This window comes from Pseudomonas sp. GCEP-101 (assembly GCF_025133575.1).
Taxonomy (GTDB): Bacteria; Pseudomonadota; Gammaproteobacteria; order Pseudomonadales; family Pseudomonadaceae; genus Pseudomonas; species Pseudomonas nitroreducens_B.
Genome location: NZ_CP104011.1, coordinates 4,984,378 through 5,003,900 on the forward strand (window position 1 = coordinate 4,984,378; position 19,523 = coordinate 5,003,900).

Annotated in this window: 15 protein-coding genes; 9 read left to right on the plus strand and 6 right to left on the minus strand. The window is 68.4% G+C overall.

The features are described from left to right. Positions 1-229: 229 nt before the first annotated feature. Both N0B71_RS22665 and N0B71_RS22670 read right to left on the minus strand, forming a co-directional pair. Entirely contained in the window at positions 230-862 is a 633-nt protein-coding gene (locus N0B71_RS22665) for a response regulator transcription factor (protein WP_442964692.1), read from the minus strand. A gap of 11 nt (positions 863-873) precedes the next feature. After that, positions 874-3,120, minus strand: a complete 2,247-nt coding sequence (locus tag N0B71_RS22670) for a PAS domain-containing sensor histidine kinase (RefSeq protein ID WP_259755051.1) — start codon at positions 3,118-3,120, stop codon at positions 874-876. 204 nt (positions 3,121-3,324) lie between these two features. On the opposite strand from N0B71_RS22670, the gene N0B71_RS22675 reads away from it, so the two are divergent. The 3 genes from N0B71_RS22675 (at position 3,325) to N0B71_RS22685 (ending at position 7,518) form a co-directional block, all read left to right on the plus strand. Then, the gene (locus N0B71_RS22675) at positions 3,325-4,947 is read left to right on the plus strand and encodes an acyl-CoA synthetase (protein WP_259755052.1); all 1,623 of its coding nucleotides are present in this window, start codon (positions 3,325-3,327) and stop codon (positions 4,945-4,947) included. Positions 4,948-5,004: 57 nt separating this feature from the next. After that, the gene (locus tag N0B71_RS22680) at positions 5,005-6,777 is read left to right on the plus strand and encodes an acyl-CoA dehydrogenase C-terminal domain-containing protein (protein ID WP_259755053.1); all 1,773 of its coding nucleotides are present in this window, start codon (positions 5,005-5,007) and stop codon (positions 6,775-6,777) included. A gap of 114 nt (positions 6,778-6,891) precedes the next feature. Further along, positions 6,892-7,518 (plus strand): class I SAM-dependent methyltransferase, encoded by a 627-nt coding sequence (locus tag N0B71_RS22685; RefSeq protein WP_259755054.1) that lies wholly within the window; start codon positions 6,892-6,894, stop codon positions 7,516-7,518. Between the two features lie 444 nt (positions 7,519-7,962). Here the strand turns inward: N0B71_RS22685 and N0B71_RS22690 are convergent, their stop codons facing one another. Together N0B71_RS22690 and N0B71_RS22695 are read right to left on the minus strand one after the other, a co-directional pair. Then, entirely contained in the window at positions 7,963-8,991 is a 1,029-nt protein-coding gene (locus N0B71_RS22690) for an ABC transporter substrate-binding protein (protein ID WP_259755055.1), read from the minus strand. 98 nt (positions 8,992-9,089) lie between these two features. Next, entirely contained in the window at positions 9,090-9,863 is a 774-nt protein-coding gene (locus tag N0B71_RS22695) for a class II aldolase/adducin family protein (protein ID WP_259755056.1), read from the minus strand. 169 nt (positions 9,864-10,032) lie between these two features. Here N0B71_RS22695 and N0B71_RS22700 point away from each other — a divergent pair, with 169 nt between their 5' ends. Together N0B71_RS22700 and N0B71_RS22705 are read left to right on the plus strand one after the other, a co-directional pair. Further along, positions 10,033-11,421, plus strand: coding sequence for an aminotransferase-like domain-containing protein (locus tag N0B71_RS22700; RefSeq protein ID WP_259755057.1), 1,389 nt, complete (start codon positions 10,033-10,035; stop codon positions 11,419-11,421). Positions 11,422-11,654: 233 nt separating this feature from the next. After that, on the plus strand, positions 11,655-12,356 hold the full coding sequence (locus tag N0B71_RS22705; RefSeq protein ID WP_259755058.1) for a YebC/PmpR family DNA-binding transcriptional regulator: 702 nt from the start codon (positions 11,655-11,657) through the stop codon (positions 12,354-12,356). A 270-nt stretch (positions 12,357-12,626) separates the two neighbouring features. Here N0B71_RS22705 and N0B71_RS22710 read toward each other — a convergent pair whose 3' ends face one another. Then, positions 12,627-13,523, minus strand: coding sequence for a LysR family transcriptional regulator (locus N0B71_RS22710; RefSeq protein WP_259755059.1), 897 nt, complete (start codon positions 13,521-13,523; stop codon positions 12,627-12,629). Positions 13,524-13,654: 131 nt separating this feature from the next. Between N0B71_RS22710 and N0B71_RS22715 the strand changes: the two genes are divergently transcribed. The 4 genes from N0B71_RS22715 (at position 13,655) to N0B71_RS22730 (ending at position 18,126) form a co-directional block, all read left to right on the plus strand. Further along, positions 13,655-15,163, plus strand: coding sequence for a CoA-acylating methylmalonate-semialdehyde dehydrogenase (locus N0B71_RS22715; RefSeq protein WP_259755060.1), 1,509 nt, complete (start codon positions 13,655-13,657; stop codon positions 15,161-15,163). A 139-nt stretch (positions 15,164-15,302) separates the two neighbouring features. Further along, positions 15,303-16,178 (plus strand): 3-hydroxyisobutyrate dehydrogenase, encoded by an 876-nt coding sequence (mmsB, locus tag N0B71_RS22720; RefSeq protein WP_259755061.1) that lies wholly within the window; start codon positions 15,303-15,305, stop codon positions 16,176-16,178. Positions 16,179-16,620: 442 nt separating this feature from the next. After that, positions 16,621-17,538 (plus strand): bestrophin family protein, encoded by a 918-nt coding sequence (locus tag N0B71_RS22725; protein ID WP_259755063.1) that lies wholly within the window; start codon positions 16,621-16,623, stop codon positions 17,536-17,538. Positions 17,539-17,559: 21 nt separating this feature from the next. Continuing rightward, positions 17,560-18,126: a flavin reductase family protein gene (locus tag N0B71_RS22730; RefSeq protein WP_259755064.1), complete on the plus strand. Its 567-nt coding sequence runs from the start codon at positions 17,560-17,562 to the stop codon at positions 18,124-18,126. Here N0B71_RS22730 and N0B71_RS22735 read toward each other — a convergent pair. Beyond that, complete coding sequence (locus N0B71_RS22735; protein ID WP_259755066.1) at positions 18,113-19,498, minus strand: CoA transferase; 1,386 nt, start codon at positions 19,496-19,498, stop codon at positions 18,113-18,115. The genes N0B71_RS22730 and N0B71_RS22735 overlap by 14 nt on opposite strands. Positions 19,499-19,523 lie beyond the last annotated feature (25 nt).

Here is a 19,523-nt window from a genome sequence, read left to right on the forward strand (position 1 = left end):
TTCGCGGACAAGGTCCGCTCCTACGGGGAGTCCGCCGCCACAGGGAGAGGGAAAGCCGGCCCGTGGGAAAGCCGTGCCGTGCAGGTTCGCGGCCAAGCTCGCTCCTACAGGTCTGCCCCGGCGCGCTCTTCGTAGGAGCGAGCTTGCTCGCGAACCCGGCCACCGACCATTCGCCAGCAGGTTGCGGGCGTGGCCCGCGGCTGCACGGCAACCCCCTGGGCCGGGCCCGTCACACCGGGCGCAGCTGCAACGGGTCGACCAACCCCGCCGCAATGGCCATGCCCACCAAGTCCGGCAGCGTGCCGGCCTGCATGCGTTTCATCACCCGCGCGCGGTACAGGTCGACGGTCTTCACGCTGATGTTCAACTGCTCGGCGACTTCGCGGCTGGTGTAGCCGCGCACCAGCGGCAGGAACACGTCGCGCTCGCGGGGGGTCAGCGCGGCCAGGCGCTGCGCAAGCTCGCCCTGGCCGGAGCGCGACGCGTGCTGGCGCTCGCGGGAGCTGAGCGCCTGCTGCACGCTGTCCAGCAGCAGTTGCTCGTTGTAGGGCTTCTCGATGAAATCCACGGCGCCTGCCTTGAAGGCGCGGATCACGATGGGCACGTCGGCGTGGCCGCTGACGAAGATCACCGGCAGTTCGATGCCGCGCCTGCGCATTTCCTCCTGCACCGCCAGCCCGCCCAGGCCGGGCATGCGCACGTCCAGCAGCACGCAGGCGTGGGCGGCGTTCGGGCCGGCGTCGAGGAACTCACGACCGCTGGTGAACGGCCGCGCCTTCAGGCCCACCGACTCCAGCAGCCAGACCGTGGAGTCGAGCATCCGCTGGTCATCGTCCACCACATACACCACCGCCGCTTCCATCGCTGTCTCCGTCATTGTTCGATTTTCCGTGCCGGCAGCCGGCATTCCAGGCGCAGGCCGCCCGTGGCCGCGGCCATGGCGTCCAGCGTGCCGCCAAAGCCTTCGACGATGCCGCGGCTCATGGACAGCCCAAGCCCCAGGCCCTCCGGCTTGCTGGTGAAGAACGGCGTGAACATCTGCTCCAGCGCCGTGCCGCTCGCCCCCGGCCCTTCGTCCTCCACCCAGACGCACAGCTGGCCGTCGGCGGCGCGGCGGCTGCCGATACGCACGGTGGACGGCGCGCCCGCATGGCGTTCGCGGTTGGCCTCGATGGCGTTGCGCAGCAGGTTGAGGAATACCTGCTCCAGCAGCACCCGGTCGGCGTAGACGGGCGCGAGATTGTCGGCGAACGCCTCGCCGATCGCCACCTCTGCACTGGCGGCTTCCCAGGCACACAGGCCCAGCGCCGTGCGGGCCACCTGGTTGAGATCGAGCGCCTGCATGCGTCGCTGGCCCTTGCGCAGGAACGCGCGCAGGCGGCGGATCACCTCGGAGGCGTGGGTGGTGTGCTCGACGATCTGCGCCAGCCCCTGGGCCACGCGCTGCGCGGCGTCCGGCTGGCGGTCCAGGGTCTTCAGGTAACGCTGGCTGGCGCTGGCGTAGTTCATCACCGCTGCCAGCGGCTGGTTCATCTCGTGGGCGATGCCCGAGGCCAGTTCGCCCAGGGTCACCAGGCGCGCGGTGTGCGCCAGTTCGTCCTGGTGGCGGCGCTGCTGGTTCTCGCGCAATTCGCGCTCGGTCATGTCGCGGGCCACCAGCGAGTAATAGCGCTCGCCGCCGGCCGCGCGGTGCGCCAGCAGGACCAGCGACAGCGGCGCAGCGGTGCGTCCGCGCAGGCGCCCCTCGGCGCTCCACACGCCCTCGCGGCGGGCCGCTTCCCAGCCTTCGCCTTCCAGCTTCTCCAGCAGGCCGTCGTCCAGTACCTGGGCGACCGATGCCGGCAGCGTCTCGCCGTCCAGGCCAAGCGCGCGCCGCGCCGAAGGGTTGAGATAGGTGACGCGGCCACCGGGATCGACGAACAGCACCAGATCGGTATTGGCCTCCACCACCTCGGCCAGGCGCCGCAGGCCTTCCTCGGCGCGCACCCGGGCAGTGATGTCGCGGGACACGCTGACCACCTCCATCACATGCCCGGTGTAGGTCTCGCGGATGGCGCGGCTGGCGGTTTCGAACCAGAGGTAATGGCCGTCGCGGTGGCGCAGGCGGTAGGTCAGGGTCACGTAGCCGTCCTGCACCAGCGCGTCGCGGGTGCGCTCGGCCACGCGCTGGCGATCCTGCTCGTGCAGCAGCGGCAGCAGCTCCCTGCCGCGCAGTTCTTCGGGCCAGTAACCGAGCAGCGTCCAGGACGCCGGCGAGACGTCCAGCAGGCGACCGTCGAGGGTGCGCCGGGAAATCAGGTCGGTGGTGTTTTCGATGATCTGCCGGTACAGCCGGCTGGCACGGGCCGCTTCACGCTGTTCGCGCCGCTGCGCGGTGACCTCGCGGCCATGGACCAGCACCTGGCGCTCGGCGGGCATCGGCACGAAGCTCCAGAGGAACTGGCGGGCGTCGCGCTCGCCGCTCACCTCGTGCACCGCGCGCCCCTGCTCCAGGCAGGTGCGCAGCAGGTGCGCGTAGTTGCTGGGCAACAGGTCGTACACCTGGCATGCGGGGAACTCGGCGAGCAACTGGCGCAGGGCCTGGTTGCCGTCCACCTGCACGGCTGCCTCATCCAGCACCAGCGCCGGCTGCGGGTCGGCGCTGAGCAGCGGCGCGGTGCGCCGGGCCTGATGAGCCAGGGCGAGCACGTCGCCCAGCAGCTCGGCGATCCACGCCAGCCACTGCTCGGCGTCAGCGCCAGTGCCTTGCACCAGCAACATCCCCTGCCGCCCGGCCTGCAACGGCAGGACCAGCGCCAGCCCCTGGCTCCAGCCGGCGCGGCGCAGACGACCGCCGAGCCAGCTGGGCACGGCGAGCAACTCCTGGAGCGGCACCCGGGCGCGCTCGCCCAGGTGTTCCAGCAGCGCCAGGTCGTTGGCCTGCAACGGATCGCCACTGCCCGGCGGCAGGCGCGAGCCGCCCGCCAGCGCTTCGAAGCTCTGGCTGCGCGGCTGCCATTGCAGGTACAGCGCGCGCTCCACGGTCTCGCGCTCCAGGCAGAGGCGCTGCAGGGCTTCGGCCTGCACGGCAACGGGCGCCTGTTCGCGCACCAGGCGCACCAGGGTGTTCAATTCGGTCATGGCAGAGGCTCGGAGGCGCTTCAGGTGGATATAGTACTTATACCATACACATTAGGTTTAACTTCCATATCCCGTTCCAGGTTGCTATAAAACCTCGCACTGACCGCGCGACAGCTTGCCGCAGCGGTCACGACCCGCCTGCTGCCCAGCGAACCACGGGTCATACCAGAACAATGAGCTAACAATCAGCCACAGGGTGTCCTCATGTCGATCTTCGAACATGGCTTGCCGCGCGCGGCCGTCAACCACATCGCGCTGTCGCCGCTGAGCTTCATCGAACGCACCGCCCAGGTGTACCCCGAGCGCACCGCGATCATCCACGGCAGCCTGCGCCGCACCTGGAAGGAAACCTACCAGCGCTGCCGCCGCCTGGCCTCCGCCCTCGCCGCGCGCGGCATCGGCCACGGCGACACGGTGGCGGTGATGCTGCCCAACACTCCGCAGATGATCGAGGCGCACTTCGGCGTACCGATGATTGGCGCGGTGCTCAATACCCTCAACGTGCGCCTGGATGCCGAAGCCATCGCCTTCATGCTGCAGCACGGCGAGGCCAAGGCGCTGATCACCGATCGCGAGTTCCACGAAGTCATCCATGCGGCCCTCGGCATGCTCGGCCGGCCGCTGCTGGTGATCGACGTGGACGACCCCGAGTACGGCGAGGGCGAGGCGGTCAGCCCCCTGGACTACGAGGCCCTGCTCGCCGAGGGCGACCCGGAATTCGCCTGGCAGTGGCCCCGCGACGAGTGGGACGCCATCTCCCTCAACTACACCTCCGGCACCACCGGCAACCCCAAGGGCGTGGTCTACCACCACCGCGGCGCCTACCTGAACGCCCTGGGCAACCAGATGACCTGGTCCATGGGCCAGCACCCGGTGTACCTGTGGACCCTGCCGATGTTCCACTGCAACGGCTGGTGCTACCCCTGGACCGTCACCGCGCTGGGCGGCACCCACGTGTGCCTGCGGCGGGTCGACCCGCAGAAGATCCTCACGCTGATCCGCGAGCACCAGGTCAGCCATCTGTGCGGCGCGCCCATCGTGCTCAACGCGCTGATCAACATGCCCGACTCCGCCAAGGCCGCCATCGACCACCCGGTGCACGCCATGGTCGCCGGTGCCGCGCCGCCGGCCAAGGTCATCGGCGCGGTGGAAGAAATGGGCATCAAGGTCACCCACGTCTACGGCCTCACCGAGGTCTACGGGCCGGTCACCGTGTGCGCCTGGCATGAGGAATGGGATGCGCTGACGCTGGACGAACGCGCCCGCATCAAATCCCGCCAGGGCGTGCGTTACCCGACCCTGGAAGGCGTGATGGTCGCCGACCCGAAGACCCTGGAACCGGTGCCGCGCGACGGCCTGACCATCGGCGAGATCTTCATGCGCGGCAACACCGTGATGAAGGGTTACCTGAAGAACCCCACCGCCACCGAGGAAGCCTTCGCCGGCGGCTGGTTCCACACCGGCGACCTGGCGGTCTGGCACCCGGACGGCTACGTGGAAATCCGCGACCGGCTCAAGGACATCATCATCTCCGGCGGCGAGAACATCTCCACCATCGAGGTCGAAGGCGTGCTCTACCGCCACCCGGCCGTGCTCGAGGCCGCCGTGGTGGCGCGCGCGGACGAGCGCTGGGGCGAGACGCCCTGCGCCTTCATTACCCTGAAGACCGAGCACGCGGCCGTCGAGGCGCAGGACATCATCGCCTTCTGCCGCGAACACCTGGCCGGGTTCAAGGTGCCGCGCACCGTGGTGTTCACCGAGCTGCCCAAGACCTCCACCGGGAAGATCCAGAAGTTCGTCCTGCGCGCCCGAGCCAACGCCCTCTGACCCCACCCCTCGCCCGCCATTGCGCGCTCCCGCCGCCGGGAGCGCCGGAGTTCCGCCATGCCTGACTACAACGCTCCCCTGCGCGACATGCGCTTCCTGCTCGACGAGGTGTTCGACGCCCCCGCCCTGTGGGCCCGCCTGCCGGCGCTGGCCGAGCGCATCGACGCCGACACCGCCGACGCCATTCTCGAAGAAGCTGCGAAGATCACCGGCAGCCTGCTCGCCCCGCTCAACCGCAGCGGCGACGAGCAAGGCGTGCAGTTCGCCGACGGCGAGGTGCGCACGCCGGCCGGCTTCCGCGAGGCCTACGCGACCTACGCCGAGGGCGGCTGGGTCGGCCTGGCCGGCAACCCCGACTACGGCGGCATGGGCATGCCGAAGATGCTGTCGGTGCAGTTCGAGGAAATGATGTACGGCGCCAACGCCAGCTTCAGCCTCTACTCCACGCTTTCCGCCGGCGCCTGCCTGGCGCTGGATGCCCATGCCGACGAAGCGCTCAAGCGCACCTACCTGCCGCGGATGTACGCCGGCGAATGGGCCGGCTCCATGTGCCTGACCGAACCCCACGCCGGCACCGACCTGGGCCTGATCCGCACCCGCGCCGAGCCCCAGGCGGACGGCAGCTACCGCGTCACCGGCACCAAGATCTTCATCACCGGCGGCGAGCAGGACCTCACCGGCAACATCGTCCACCTGGTGCTGGCCAAGCTGCCCGACGCCCCGGCCGGCTCGCGCGGCATTTCGCTGTTTCTGGTGCCCAAGTTCCTGGTGCGGGCCGACGGCTCGCTGGGCGCGCGCAACGCCGTGAGCTGCGGTTCGGTGGAACACAAGATGGGCATCAAGGCCTCGGCCACCTGCGTGATGAACTTCGACGGCGCCACCGGCTGGCTGGTGGGCGAACTGAACAAGGGGCTGGCGGCAATGTTCACCATGATGAACTACGAGCGCCTGTCCATCGGCATCCAGGGCATCGGCTGCGCCGAGATGTCCTACCAGAGCGCCGTGGCCTACGCCCGCGAGCGCCTGCAGAGTCGCGCCGCCACAGGCCCGGTGGCGAAGGACAAGGCCGCCGACCCGATCATCGTGCACCCCGACGTGCGCCGCATGCTGCTCACCATGAAGGCGTTGACCGAGGGCGGACGCGCCTTCTCCACCTACGTCGGCCAGCAACTGGACGTCGCCAAGTACGCCGCCGACGCCGCCGAGCGCGAAGCCGCCCAGTCCCTGGTGGCGCTGCTGACGCCGGTGGCCAAGGCCTTCTTCACCGACACCGGGCTGGAAAGCTGCATCCATGGCCAGCAGGTGTTCGGCGGCCACGGCTTCATCCGCGAATGGGGCCAGGAGCAATTGGTGCGCGACGTGCGCATCGCGCAGATCTACGAAGGCACCAACGGCATCCAGGCGCTGGACCTGCTGGGGCGCAAGGTGATCGCCGACGGCGGCCAGGCACTGGCGCTGTTCGCCGGGGAAATCCGCGCCTTTGCCGAAGCGGCCCCAGCCGATCTGCACGCCTTCACCGCGCCGCTGCTGGATGCGCTGGAGCGGCTCGAATCCGTCACCCGGCAGGTGCGCGAGCGCGCCGCCAGCCAACCGCAGGAGGTCGGCGCCGCCTCGGTGGAGTACCTGCACCTGTTCGGCTACACCGCCTATGCCTACCTGTGGGCACGCATGGCGCAGGCCAGCCTGGGCAAGGACGATGACTTCCATCGCGGCAAGCTGGCCACCGCACGCTTCTATGTTGCCCGCCTGCTGCCGCGCGTCGAGTCGCTGGCAAGCGCCATTCGCGCCGGCAGCGACAGCCTGTTCGAGCTGCGCGCCGAGCAGTTCTGACGATTTGAGCGTGATTGCGCGGCCAGCCCTGACGGGCACGCCGCGCTTTTTTCGCCTCGGCGAAGGGCGTGGCGCCACGTAGAATGGGGCATCCATTCTCCAGCGGCCTGCCTCATGAGCACCCACGATCCGTTCCTGCGGGACATTTCCCGCGTCACCCTGCAGCACTACCAGGACAGCGCCGAGTCCTTCCGCGAAGGCACCTGGGACCACGACGTCAGCCAGAACATCGCCACACTGCTGCGGCACATCCGGGGTGAACCGCCCTTCGCCCTGCTCGATTTCGGCTGCGGCCCAGGGCGCGACCTGTGCGCCCTGAAGGCCATGGGGCATGCGCCGGTGGGCCTGGACGGCTGCGCCGAGTTCGTCGCCATGGCCCGCGAGGCCAGCGGCTGTGAGGTGCTGCAACAGGACTTCCTGGCCCTGGACCTGCCCACCGCACGCTTCGACGGCATCTATGCCAATGCCAGCCTGTTTCACGTGCCGCGCAGCGAACTGCCGCGTGTGCTGCGCCAGTTGCAGGCGGCGCTGAAGCCCGGCGGCGTGCTGTTCAGCTCCAACCCGCGCGGGGACAACCAGGAAGGCTGGAATGGCGGTCGCTATGGCGCCTACCACGATCGCGAGAACTGGACGCAGCTGATGGAAGACGCGGGCTTCCGCGAGCTGGAGCACTACTACCGTCCCGCCGGCCTGCCGCGGGAACAGCAGCCGTGGCTGGCGAGCGTGTGGCGCAAGGTGTGACGGTACTCCGCTGCGCTTTTCGTAGGAGCGAGCTTGCTCGCGAACCCGCCTGACGCCGGCCCTGCCGGCGGTGTCGCGGGCGTGGCCCGCTCCTACAAGGGCGCGATGCCGCGGGCTCGTCGTCAGGATCAGAGCCCGCCGTGGGGGATTTCGCGGACAAGGTCCGCTCCTACAGGGATGATCCAGCGCTCGGGCGTGCCCTCACCCTAACCCTGCTGCACGCCCCGCTCAGAGGGAAAGGGGACCAGTCGGTGCAGGATGAAGCTACAGCGTCAGCCGGCACAACCTGCTCCCTCTCCCTCAGGGAGAGGGCTGGGGTGAGGGGGAAACGTCGGTACGAACTTGCCAGGAAGGAGACAGTAGCTCCTACTGGAAACTGCTGCCACGGGACCTACCCCTTCCCACCCCGTCATCGCCGATGTCACCCCCGCGCCAGTAGACGTATCAACCCTTCGCCGCCCAGGCGTTGAAGCGCTGCTCCAGGTCCTCGCCGTGGTCCACCCAGAACTCGAAGTTCACCGGCACCGCCTGTTCCAGGTTGGCCGGCGCGGTGTTCAGCCGCTCGACGAGCGCAGGATCGAGCAGTCGGGTCGTCCCCAGGTTCACCGAGCCGTAGCCCAGTTTCACCGTGTGGATCTTCTGCTGCTCAGGCTTGAGCGAGAAGGCGATGAAGTCCTCGGCGGTCTTCTTGTTCGGGCTTCCCTTGGGGATCGCCCAGGAGTCGATGGCGTACAGGCTGCCGTTCCACACCACCTTCATCGGCGCGCCCTCCTCCTGCGCGGCGAAGGCGCGGCCGTTGTAGGCGGTGCTCATGGCGACGTCGCCGCTGGCGATGAACTGCATCGGCTGCGCGCCCGACTCCCACCACTGGATCGACGGTTTGATCTGGTCCAGCTTGCGGAACGCGCGGTCCACGCCGTCGCGGGTCGCCAGCACCTTGTACAGGTCTTCCTTCTTCACGCCGTCGGCCAGCAGGGCGATTTCCAGGGTGTACTTGGCGCCCTTGCGCAGGGAGCGCTTGCCGGGGAATTTCCGCGTGTCCCAGAAATCCGCCCAGCCGGTCGGGCCGCTGGCGAAGCGCTTGCCGTCGTAGACCATGGCCATCGACCACACCAGCAGGCCGGCGCCGCAATCGGAAAGGGTCCCCGGCACATAGTCCTCGGCCTTGCCGAGGATCGCCGGGTCGAGGGGTTCGAACAGGCCCTCTTCGCAGCCGCGCAGCAGCTCCGGGCCTTCCACCTGGACGACGTCCCAGTTGACGCTGCCGGTGTCGACCATGGCCTTGATCTTGCCCATCTCACCGTTGTATTCGCCAGCGATCACCTTCACCCCCTCCTTATTCTCGAAGGGTTTGTAGAAGGCTTCGGTCTGCACGTCCTTGCTGGCGCCGCCGAAGGAGATCACGGTCAGGTCCGCGGCCATGGCGCCGGACGCCACGCCCATGAGCAGGGCTCCCAGAATCGGATTCTTCATTTCCACCTCTTGGCTTTGTTGTTGGCAGATGGTTCAAGCACGCAGGCGCCCGGTCTCTGCGGACCGGGGCGCGCTATCGGACGGATGCGCCCATTGTCTCAAGTGCGATAGTCGGCGCCGCCGTCCTCGATCAGGCGCAGCGCCGACTCCCAGGCCAGCAGGTGCAGGCCGTCGACCAGCGCCTCCTCTTCCTGCACGGCCACGCGCTCGCACACCGCGTGCGGCGGATAGCGCAGCTGGCGTCCGCCGGCCAGCGCCTGGACCTGCGCCTGGCAGGCGCGCTCGAGGAAGTAGATCTGGTTGAAGGCTTCGGCGATGCAGCGGCCGGTGGCCAGCAGGCCGTGGTTGCGCAGGATCATCACCATGTGGCCGCCCAGGTCGTTGACCAGGCGCGAACGCTCGTCCGGGTCCAGGGCGATGCCTTCGTAGTCGTGGTAGCCCAGGCGGTTGTAGAACTTCAGCGCGTGCTGGCTGATCGGCAGCAGGCCGTCTTCCTGGGCGGACACCGCGATGCCGGCGGCGGTATGGGTATGGATCACGCAGGCCACGTCCTCGCGGGCGGCGTGCACCGCGGAATGAATGTTGAAGCCGGCGCGATTGACGCTTTTCGGCCCGAAACGCGGATCGATGACGTCACCCGCGTGGTCGACCTTGACCAGGTCCGAGGCGCGCATTTCATGGAACATCACGCCGTAGCGGTTGATCAGGAAGTGGCCCGGCTCGCCCGGCACCCGCGCGGAAATGTGCGTGTCGATGTGGTCGGTCCAGCGGAAGTGCGCGATCAGCCGATAGAGCGCGGCGAGGTCGCAACGGGCCTGCCATTCTTCGGCGGAAATACTCGACGGGTCGATGTTGTAAGCTGTGTCACGCATTGCGGGCGGTCCTTGTTCTTTTCAGGCAGTGCGGCGGATTGCCGCTTCACGGGCCCGAGTGTGCTGGCCACGCCCGGCCCGCACCATGCACAGGGCCCTCGCAGATTTTGCAGTGCTGTTATGGTCCGCCGACCTGTACAGATCCCCTCCACAAGAACCGGACCTTCGGATGCTGTTGCTCGACCCCACCTCGGACATTCCCCTGGTCACCCAGATCGTCGACGGCATCGCCCAGGCCATCGATGACCAACGCCTGCGTCCCGGCGCCAAGCTGCCCTCGATCCGCAAGTTCGCCCAGGCCAACGGTGTCAGCCACTTCACCGTGGTCGAGGCCTACGACCGGCTGGTGGCGCGGGGTTGCCTGAACGCGGTGCCCAACGCCGGCTTCTATGTGCGCGGCCCGCTGGTGGAGGACAGCACCGGCGATGACGCACCGCCGGAGTTCGACTTCGACGCGCACCTGCTGCTGCACAAGGTCTTCCAGCCGCTGGGCATGGAGCTGCGCCCCGGCGTCGGCCTGCTGCCCGAGCACTGGCTCGATGGCGAGGGCCTGCTGCGCGGCCTGCGCAGCCTGGCACGGGAGGAGCCGACGCAGTTCGGCAACTACGGCCACAGCAAGGGCAACCTCAAGCTGCGCGGCAAGCTGGCCGACCGCCTGGGCGACGTCGGCGTGGCCGCCAGCCCCGAGCAGATCCTGCTCACCGCCGGCGCCAGCCAGGCGCTGGACCTCACCGTGCGCTACCTGGTGCAACGCGGCGACCCGGTGCTGGTGGACGAACCCGGCTACCACAACCTGTTCCTCAACCTGCGCCTGCAGGGCGCGCAGCTGCTGGGCGTGCCGCGCAGCGCCGATGGGCTGGACCTCGACCGCCTGGAGCAACTGGCCCGCGAGCACCGCCCGAAGGTCTACTTCACCCAGGCGCGCCTGCAGAGCCCCACCGGTGGCAGCCTGTCGCTGGCCGCCGCGCACCGCCTGCTGCAACTGGCGGAGAAATACGATTTCCTCATCGTCGAGAACGACATCTACGCCGACCTCGACCCCGCTGGCCAGTTGATCCTCGCCAACCTCGACCAGCTGGCGCGGGTGATCTACATCGGCAGCCTGTCCAAGGTCATCGCCCCGGCGCTGCGCACCGGCTTCATCGCCGCGCACCCCGAACTGATCGAGGAGCTGGTGCCGCTGAAGATGGTCAGCGGCCTGACCAGCTCGGAACTCACCGAAACCCTGGCGCTGGACATCCTCCTGCAGGGCCGCCACCGCAAGCACGTGCGTCAGTTGCGCGACCAGCTCGGCGAAGCCCACGACAGCGTGGCGCGGCGCCTGGAAGGTGCCGGCATGGACATCTTCCACGAGCCCCGCGCCGGCCTGTTCCTCTGGGCCCGCCACCGCGCGGTGGACGACGCCACCCTGCTCGCCAGCCGAGCCAAGGAGGCCAAGATCCTGCTGTTCCCCGGCCAGCTGTTCATGCCCGACGGCCGCAGCGTGCCGTGGATGCGCTTCAACGTCGCGCACTCGCTGGACGAGCGGCTGTACACCTTCCTCGCCGCCCAGGGCTGAGCAACCCGCGGGCGCGAGCTTGCATGCGAACGGACTCGCCGTCGGAGACAATGCCTGGGCTGTTCGCGAGCAAGCTCGCTCCTACAAAAAAGACCAACGTGCCGTGTGAGGGGCGAGAACCCGCGTCGGGGTCTACGCCCTGCAAAAGCAGGCATCGGTCCGCCAGATATCGCCAGCGGGCGCGCCAGCCCTTAGACTTGCCGCCCATCAGCAACCGCCAGCAAGAGATCACTATGGGCGCCCAGTGGAAAGCCAAACATAAAGAAGCCGCAGCCAACGCCAAGGGCCGCGTGTTCGGCAAACTGTCGAAGGAAATCATGATCGCCGCGCGCAACGGCGCCGACCCGGACATGAACCCGAAACTGCGCCTGGTCGTCGAGCAGGCGAAGAAAGCCTCCATGCCCCGCGACACCCTGGAGCGCGCCATCAAGAAAGGCGCCGGCCTGCTGGAAGGCGGCGCCACCTTCGAGCGCGTGGTGTACGAAGGCTTCGCCCCGCACCGCGTGCCGGTGATCGTCGAGTGCCTGACCGACAACGTGAACCGCACCGTCGCGGAAATCCGCGTGCTGTTCCGCAAGGGCCAGCTGGGCGCATCCGGCTCGGTGGCCTGGGACTTCGACTACCTGGGCCTGGTGGAAGCCACCCCGGCCAGCGCTGATGCCGATCCGGAACTGGCGGCCATCGAAGCCGGCGCCCAGGACTTCGAGCCGGGCGAGGAAGACGGCGACACCCTGTTCCTCACCGACGCCACCGACCTCGACGCGGTGTGCCGCGCGCTGCCCGAACACGGCTTCACCGTCGCCTCGGCCAAACTGGGCTACAAGGCGAAGAACCCGGTGAGCCTTTCCGGTGCAGAGCTGGAGGAAGTCGAAGCCTTCCTCGATGCCCTGGACGGCAACGACGACGTGCAGAACCTGTACGTCGGCCTGGCGTAAGACGAAACGGGCGGCCATCAGGCCGCCCGTTTTCATTCCGCGTGCGCGTGAATTGTAGGAGCGAGCTTGCTCGCGAACCCACTTCACGCCCGTCATTACCGGTAACCCCGGTTCGCGAGCAAGCTCGCTCCTACAAGGGCGCACGGCGGTTGATCTGGCGGTCACAGCTGACCGGATAACGCTCTGGTGTTATTCGCCGTCCCGGCGTGCGGTCGCAATCTCTTCCTTCTGCAAGCACCTCGGCGGATAAGTCGTTCCGATGTAAGCGCCCTACGCGCCCCGCCCCATCAGCACGTCCTGGCTGCCTTCCGCCTTCTCCCGGAGGAAATCCCAGGTGGTGCGCATCCGTGCGATGTCCTTGAGCTCCGTGGGCATCAGCATCCAGAAGGTCCGCACGAACTCGATCTCGCCCGCCAGCACCGGCTGCAATGCCGGGTCTTCGCTCGCCGCGAACGCCGGCAGGATCGCCAGCCCGGCGCCCTCCGCCACCGCGCGCTGCTGGGCAAGGATGCTGGTGCAGCGCAGCGCCATGTGCAACGGCCGGCCGATTTCGTCGAGGTACTGCAGTTCCTTGCTGTAGAGCAGGTCGTCGACGTAGCCCACCAGGGCATGCTCGCGCAGGTCGTCGCGGGTGCGGATCGGCCCGCGCTCGGCGAGGTAGTCCTTCGAGGCATACAGGCGCAGCACGTAGTCGGTGAGCCGGGTGATGATGTAGGGCCCTCGACCGGGGCGCTCCAGGGTGATGACGATGTCCGCCTCGTGGCGTGACAGCTGCAGCGCGCGCGGCACCGCCAGCAGGTCCACGCCCAGGTGCGGATGGCGCTGGTTCAGCTCCACCAGCTGCGAGGTCAGCAGCGTCGAGCCATACCCCTCGGTGGCGCCGATGCGCACCTTGCCGGAGAGATTGTCCTCGGCGCCCGCCAGGCGTTTCTCGATCACCTTGCAGGCGCTTTCCATGGCTTCGGCCTGGGGCAGCAGGCCGTGCCCCGCTTCGGTCAGCCGATAGCCGCCGGGCTCGCGCACCAGCAGTTGTGCGCCGATGCTCTTCTCCAGCGCCTGGAGACGGCGTGCCACGGTGGTGTGGTCCACGCCCAGGCGGCGGGCGGCGACGGTCAGCTTGCCGGCCCGTGAAAGTTCGAGGAAGAACCGCAGGTTGTCCCAATCCATAACCGCCTCACTGTGCCGCGTGTGTGCAAAAACGCAGACCATACTTGCACATCACCGCATTGAGCACATCAAAAATGCACTGTTAGGATCGGACCACACAACAAGAAAGCCTTCAGGCTGGGAGAACCCCGATGACCGCACCTGCCGTCCCGACCGTCAAACTCTTCCTCGACGGCAAGCCCGTCGAGTCCACCACCTCCGAATGGCGCGAGGTGATCAACCCCGCCACCCAGGAAGTCCTCGCCCGCGTACCCTTCGCCACGCCCGAGGAAGTCGAGCGCGCGGTGGCCAGCGCCAAGGCCGCGTTCAAGACCTGGAAGAAAACCCCCATCGGCGCCCGCGCCCGCATCTTCCTCAAGTACCAGCAGTTGATCCGCGAAAACATGAAGGAGCTGGCGGCGATCCTCACCGCCGAACAGGGCAAGACCCTGCCTGACGCCGAAGGCGACGTGTTCCGCGGCCTGGAAGTGGTCGAGCACGCGGCCGGGATCGGCAACCTGCAATTGGGCGAGCTGGCCAACAACGTGGCCGGCGGGGTGGACACCTTCACCCTCCTGCAGCCCATCGGCGTCTGCGCCGGCATCACCCCGTTCAACTTCCCGGCAATGATTCCGCTGTGGATGTTCCCGATGGCCATCGCCACCGGCAACACCTTCGTCCTCAAGCCGTCCGAGCAGGACCCGATGGTGACCATGCGCCTGGTCGAACTGGCCCATGAGGCCGGTGTGCCGCCGGGCGTGCTGAACGTCATCCACGGCGGCCCGGACGTGGTCAATGCAATCTGCGACCACCCCGATATCAAGGCCGTCTCCTTCGTCGGCTCGACCCGCGTCGGCACCCACGTGTACAACCGCGCCTCCCTGGCCGGCAAGCGCGTGCAGTGCATGATGGGCGCGAAGAACCACGCGGTGGTGCTGCCCGACGCCAACAAGGAACAGACCCTCAACGCCATTGCCGGCGCGGCCTTCGGCGCGGCGGGGCAGCGCTGCATGGCGGTGTCGGTGGCGATCCTGGTGGGCGAAGCCGGCCAGTGGATCCCCGACCTGGTGGCCAAGGCCAGGACCCTCAAGGTCAGCGGCGGCACCGAGGCCAACACCGACGTCGGCCCGCTGGTCTCCTGCGCCGCGCTGGACCGCGTCAGCGGCCTGATCGAACGCGGCGTGCAGGAAGGCGCCACGCTGGAGCTGGACGGCCGCAACCCGCAGGTGGCCGGCTACGCCAAGGGCAACTTCGTCGGCCCGACCGTGTTCTCCGGCGTCACGCCGCAGATGACCATCTACCGCGAGGAAATCTTCGGCCCGGTGCTCTGCGTGGTGTCGGTGAAGACCTTCGACGAGGCCATCGAACTGATCAACGCCAACCCCAACGGCAACGGCACCGCGCTGTTCACCCGCTCCGGCGCCGCCGCACGGCACTTCAAGGAAGAGATCGACGTCGGCCAGGTGGGCATCAACGTGCCGATCCCGGTGCCGGTGCCGCTGTTCTCCTTCACCGGCTCGCGCGGCTCCAAGCTGGGCGACCTGGGCCCGTACGGCAAGCAGGTGGTGCAGTTCTACACCCAGACCAAGACCGTCACCGAACGCTGGTTCGACGAGAACGAGGTCGGCGGCGCGGTGAACACCACCATCAACCTCAAGTAACAACGCCTGCCCGCCCGCTCGCCCCGAGCCGGCCCGGACATCAGCACGGATGCTGGTCCGGACCCGGCGCCACGCGGGCGGGCACCTCCTTTCGCGCCTGCCCTGCGGGCGCCCCGAACAAGAAGAAGAGGACCACCCCATGCGCATCGGTTTCATCGGACTCGGCAACATGGGCGGCCCCATGGCCGCCAACCTGCTCAAGGCGGGCTTCGACCTGAGCGTCTTCGATCTGTCGGCCGAGGCCGTGGAAGCGGCCGTCGCCCTCGGCGCCCGCGCCCTGGCCTCGCCCGCCGAGGTGGCGCGCGACGATGTCGAGGTGATCATCACCATGCTGCCCGCTGCCGCCCACGTGAAGCAGGTATTCCTCGGCGACGACGGCCTGCTGGCCAACGTGCAGCCGGGCGTGCTGCTGATCGACTCCTCCACCATCGACCCGCTGAACGCCCGCGACGTCAGCGCCGCCGCCCTCGCCCACGGCAACCCGATGCTCGATGCGCCGGTGTCCGGCGGCACGGCGGGCGCCGCGGCGGGCACCCTGACCTTCATGGTCGGCGGCGAACAGGCCGATTTCGAGCGCGCCCGCCCGGTGCTCGCCGCCATGGGCAAGAACATCGTGCACTGCGGCGGCGCCGGCAACGGCCAGGTGGCCAAGGTGGCGAACAACCTGCTGCTGGGCATCTCCATGATCGGCGTAGCGGAAGCCATGTCCCTGGGCGTCAAGCTGGGCATGGACGCGGAGGTACTGGCCGGCATCATCAACACCTCCAGCGGCCGCTGCTGGAGTTCGGAAGTGAACAACCCGCTCACCGGCGCCCCGGCGGCGCGCGGCTACAGCGGCGGCTTCGGCACCGACCTGATGCTCAAGGACCTGGGCCTGGCCAGCGAAGCCGCGCGCCAGGTGCGCCAGCCGGTGCTGCTCGGCGCGCTGGCCCAGCAGCTGTTCCAGACCTTCAGCAACCAGGGCAACGGCCAGCTGGACTTCTCGGCCATCGTGAAGCTCTACGAACAGAACTGACCTCTGTAGGAGCGGGCCATGCCCGCGATTCGCCGGCAGGCGAATCTCGGCGCTCCTTGCCATGGCTGCGCGCACGGACAGTCTTGGCTTCGAAGGCCCACTCCTATCTGGAAACTACTGCGCTGGGGCTCCCCTCTCCCCAGCCCTCTCCCTGAAGGGAAAGGGAGCTGTCCTGCCGACTGACGCCGCAGTTTCAGCCGGTACCGATCCAGTCCCCTCTCCCTTCGGAGCGGGGCGCGCAGCCAGGGTTAGGGAGAGGGAGTTATCGGCACGGACTTTCAGGGAAAGACAGTTGCTCCTGCTCCTACGGCGGCAGTTCTGAACCATCCCTTACCTGGAGCCGCGTCCCAGGGACGCGATCGCGGGCATGGCCCGCTCCTACAGCGGTATCCCGCCCCTATCTCGGTTATCATCCGCGCTCCGCCCCACCGGATGCCGCCCGATGATCCTCCGCCCGCAAACCCCGACGCTCTGGGTCCTGCTGTTCTCCCTCAAGGGTTCGATCATCCCGGCGATCTGGCGCAAGGTGCTGTACACGGTGCTGCTCAGCTCGCTGGTGGTGGCCACCCACGGCACGCTCTACCACTACAAGGTGATCATCACCTCCACGCCCTTCACTCTCTGGGGGCTGACGCTGGCGATCTTCCTGGGCTTTCGCAACAACGTCGCCTACCAGCGCTTCTGGGAGGCGCGCACGCTGTGGGGCGAGTTGCTCATCGTGACTCGCAACCTGGCGCGGCAGACCCGCTCCCTGCTGCCCACGCTGGATGCGCAAGAGCGCCGCCAGCTGTGCAATCCGCTGATCGCCTTCAGCTACACCCTGCGCGACCAGCTGCGCGGCAACCCGCCAAGCGACGACGCAAAACGCCTGCTCGGCGATGACGCCGCGGCCCTGGCCGCCAGCCGCAGCCCGACCAATGCCCTGCTCGCCAGCCTCGGCCAGCGCTTCGCCGAGCGCGGCCGCGCCAGCGGCGCCAGCGACGTCACCCTGGCCGCCATCGACCAGCAGATGACGCGCCTGTCCTACGTGCTGGGCGGCTGCGAGCGGATCCGCAACACGCCGATCCCCTATCCCTACATCCTCATGCTGCACCGCATCGTGCATGTCTATTGCTTCCTGCTGCCCTTCTGCCTGGTGGACAGCATCGGCTGGTTCACCCCGCTGGCGGTGTGCGTGCTGGCCTACACGTTCTTCGGTCTGGACGCCCTGGGCGACCAGATCGCCGACCCGTTCGATACCCAACCCAACGACCTGCCGCTGGATGCCATGAGCCGCAACGTGGAAATCGCCGTGCTGGAAATCCTTGGCGAGACCAACCTGCCCGAACCGCTGAAGCCGGTGGACGGCCTGCTGCTCTGAGCCAGCCCTGAGGACCCTCGAATGAACCACTTGAAAGACGTGCCGCTGAACAAGGCCTACCTGCTGCTCAACCACGGCCCGAGCACCCTCGTCACCAGCGAGCACGACGGCGTTGCCAACGTCATGGCCGCTGCCTGGGTCATGCCGCTGGACTTCGACCCGCCCAAGCTGATGCTGGTGCTCGACCGCAACACCTGGTCGCGCCATCTCGTGGAAGGCTCCGGCGCCTTCGTCATCCAGTTGCCGTCGCGCCAGCAGGCCGAGCTGACCCTGGCGGTGGGTTCGAGCAACGGGGGCGAGGCCAACAAATTCGAGCTACTGGATATCCGCACGTCCCGCGCGAAGCAGGTCCAGGCGCCGGTCGTCGACGGCTGCGTGGCCTACCTGGAATGCAAGGTGATCAGCGAGCCGCACAACCAGGAGAAGTACGACCTCTTCATCGCCGAGGTGGTCGCCGCCTATGCCGACGAGCGCGCCTTCTCCCATGGCCGCTGGCACTTCCCCAGCGACGAGCTGCGCACCATCCATTACCAGGCCGGCGGCGCGTTCTTCGCCACCGGCGAGGCCTTCCAGGTCAGTCGGGGCTGACCGGCTGCCAGGCGGCCGGCGCCGAGCCCAGCGCGGAGGCCGGCCACTCCCAGTAAAGCGGCGACCCGGCGAACTGCAGCGGCGCGCGCAGGCGCCGCGCCGGGCCCCAGGTGGTGCTTTCGATACCCGGGGCCAGATCAGCGGCCGTCTCGGCCGCCAGTTCCAGCGCGCCCACCGACGAAACACCCGCCTCCAGCAAGCAGTGAGCCGTGCGCGCCAGCGATAACCGCCAGCGGCTGCCGCGCCCGCTGCGACGGCGCTCCGCCAGCCCGCGCAGGGCCGCGGCGGCGATCAGATAGCCCGTCGCATGATCCAGGGCCTGCACCGGCAACGGCACGGGCTTGTCCTCGCCACGCCAGATGCGCCCCGCCTCCGCGATACCGCTGCTCATCTGCACCAGGCTGTCGAAACCGCGCCGATTGCTCCACGGCCCCGACCAGCCATAGGCATTCAGGCTGACGTCCACCAGCCCCGGCGCGATCGTCCGCCGCACATCCGCGCCGAAGCCCAGGCGTTCCAGGGCATCGGCGCGATAGCCATGGACCAGCACGTCGGCGCTGGCGAGCAGCGCCTGGAAGCGTTCGCGGTCCGCCGGCTGGCGCAGGTCCAGCCGAGCACAGTGCTTGCCCAGGGTGACTTCCGGCACCACGCCCGGCTCGTCCCAGTCAGGCGGGTCGATGCGCAGCACCTCGGTGCCGAAGCCGGCGAGGAAGCGCGTGGCAACCGGCCCGGCCAGCACCCGGGTCAGGTCCAGTACGCGCAGCCCGGCCAGCGGACGCTCGCGGTCGATTTCGATATCCAGGGCAGGCGCGGACACCAGTTGGAGATCACGCAGCACCAGCGGCTCGCGGGCCACGGCGATACCTTGCGGATGTGCTTTCCAGGCGTCCCAGGAGCGCATCTGCGCCGCGCAGCCGCCTTCCGCGACGATCGCCAGCTCCAGATCACCTGCATTCCAGCCCGCCACCGCGGCCGCAACCTGCTCGCGATCGTTCTCGGTGCCCAGCACCCGCAGGGCCGCGTCGCGGTGATGCGGCGCATTGGTGTGCAGGCGTATCCAGCCGTCGCGCGTGGCGTAATTGCCGGCAATGGCATCCCACATGCCGGGCGGCGTCCAGCCCTGCGGGCGCAGGGAGGTGGAGAACCAGAAGGAAGCGAGACGGCGGTCCACGACCAGCGATGTGCCGGCGCCGGAGTCGGGCTCCAGCCATTCGCCCAGCGCCAGTCCCGCGCTGGCGATACTGGCGGCCGCCAGTTCGGTGGTGAAGAACGCCGAAGGCAGCGAGCCTTCGCTGCGAAAGGCCAGGTGGCTGAGGCGCTCGGCCTGGCCGCCCAGGGCTGTCCAGAGTCGTTCGACGAGAACCCGCTGCATGTCTATCTCCGCCATTTCCGTGGAG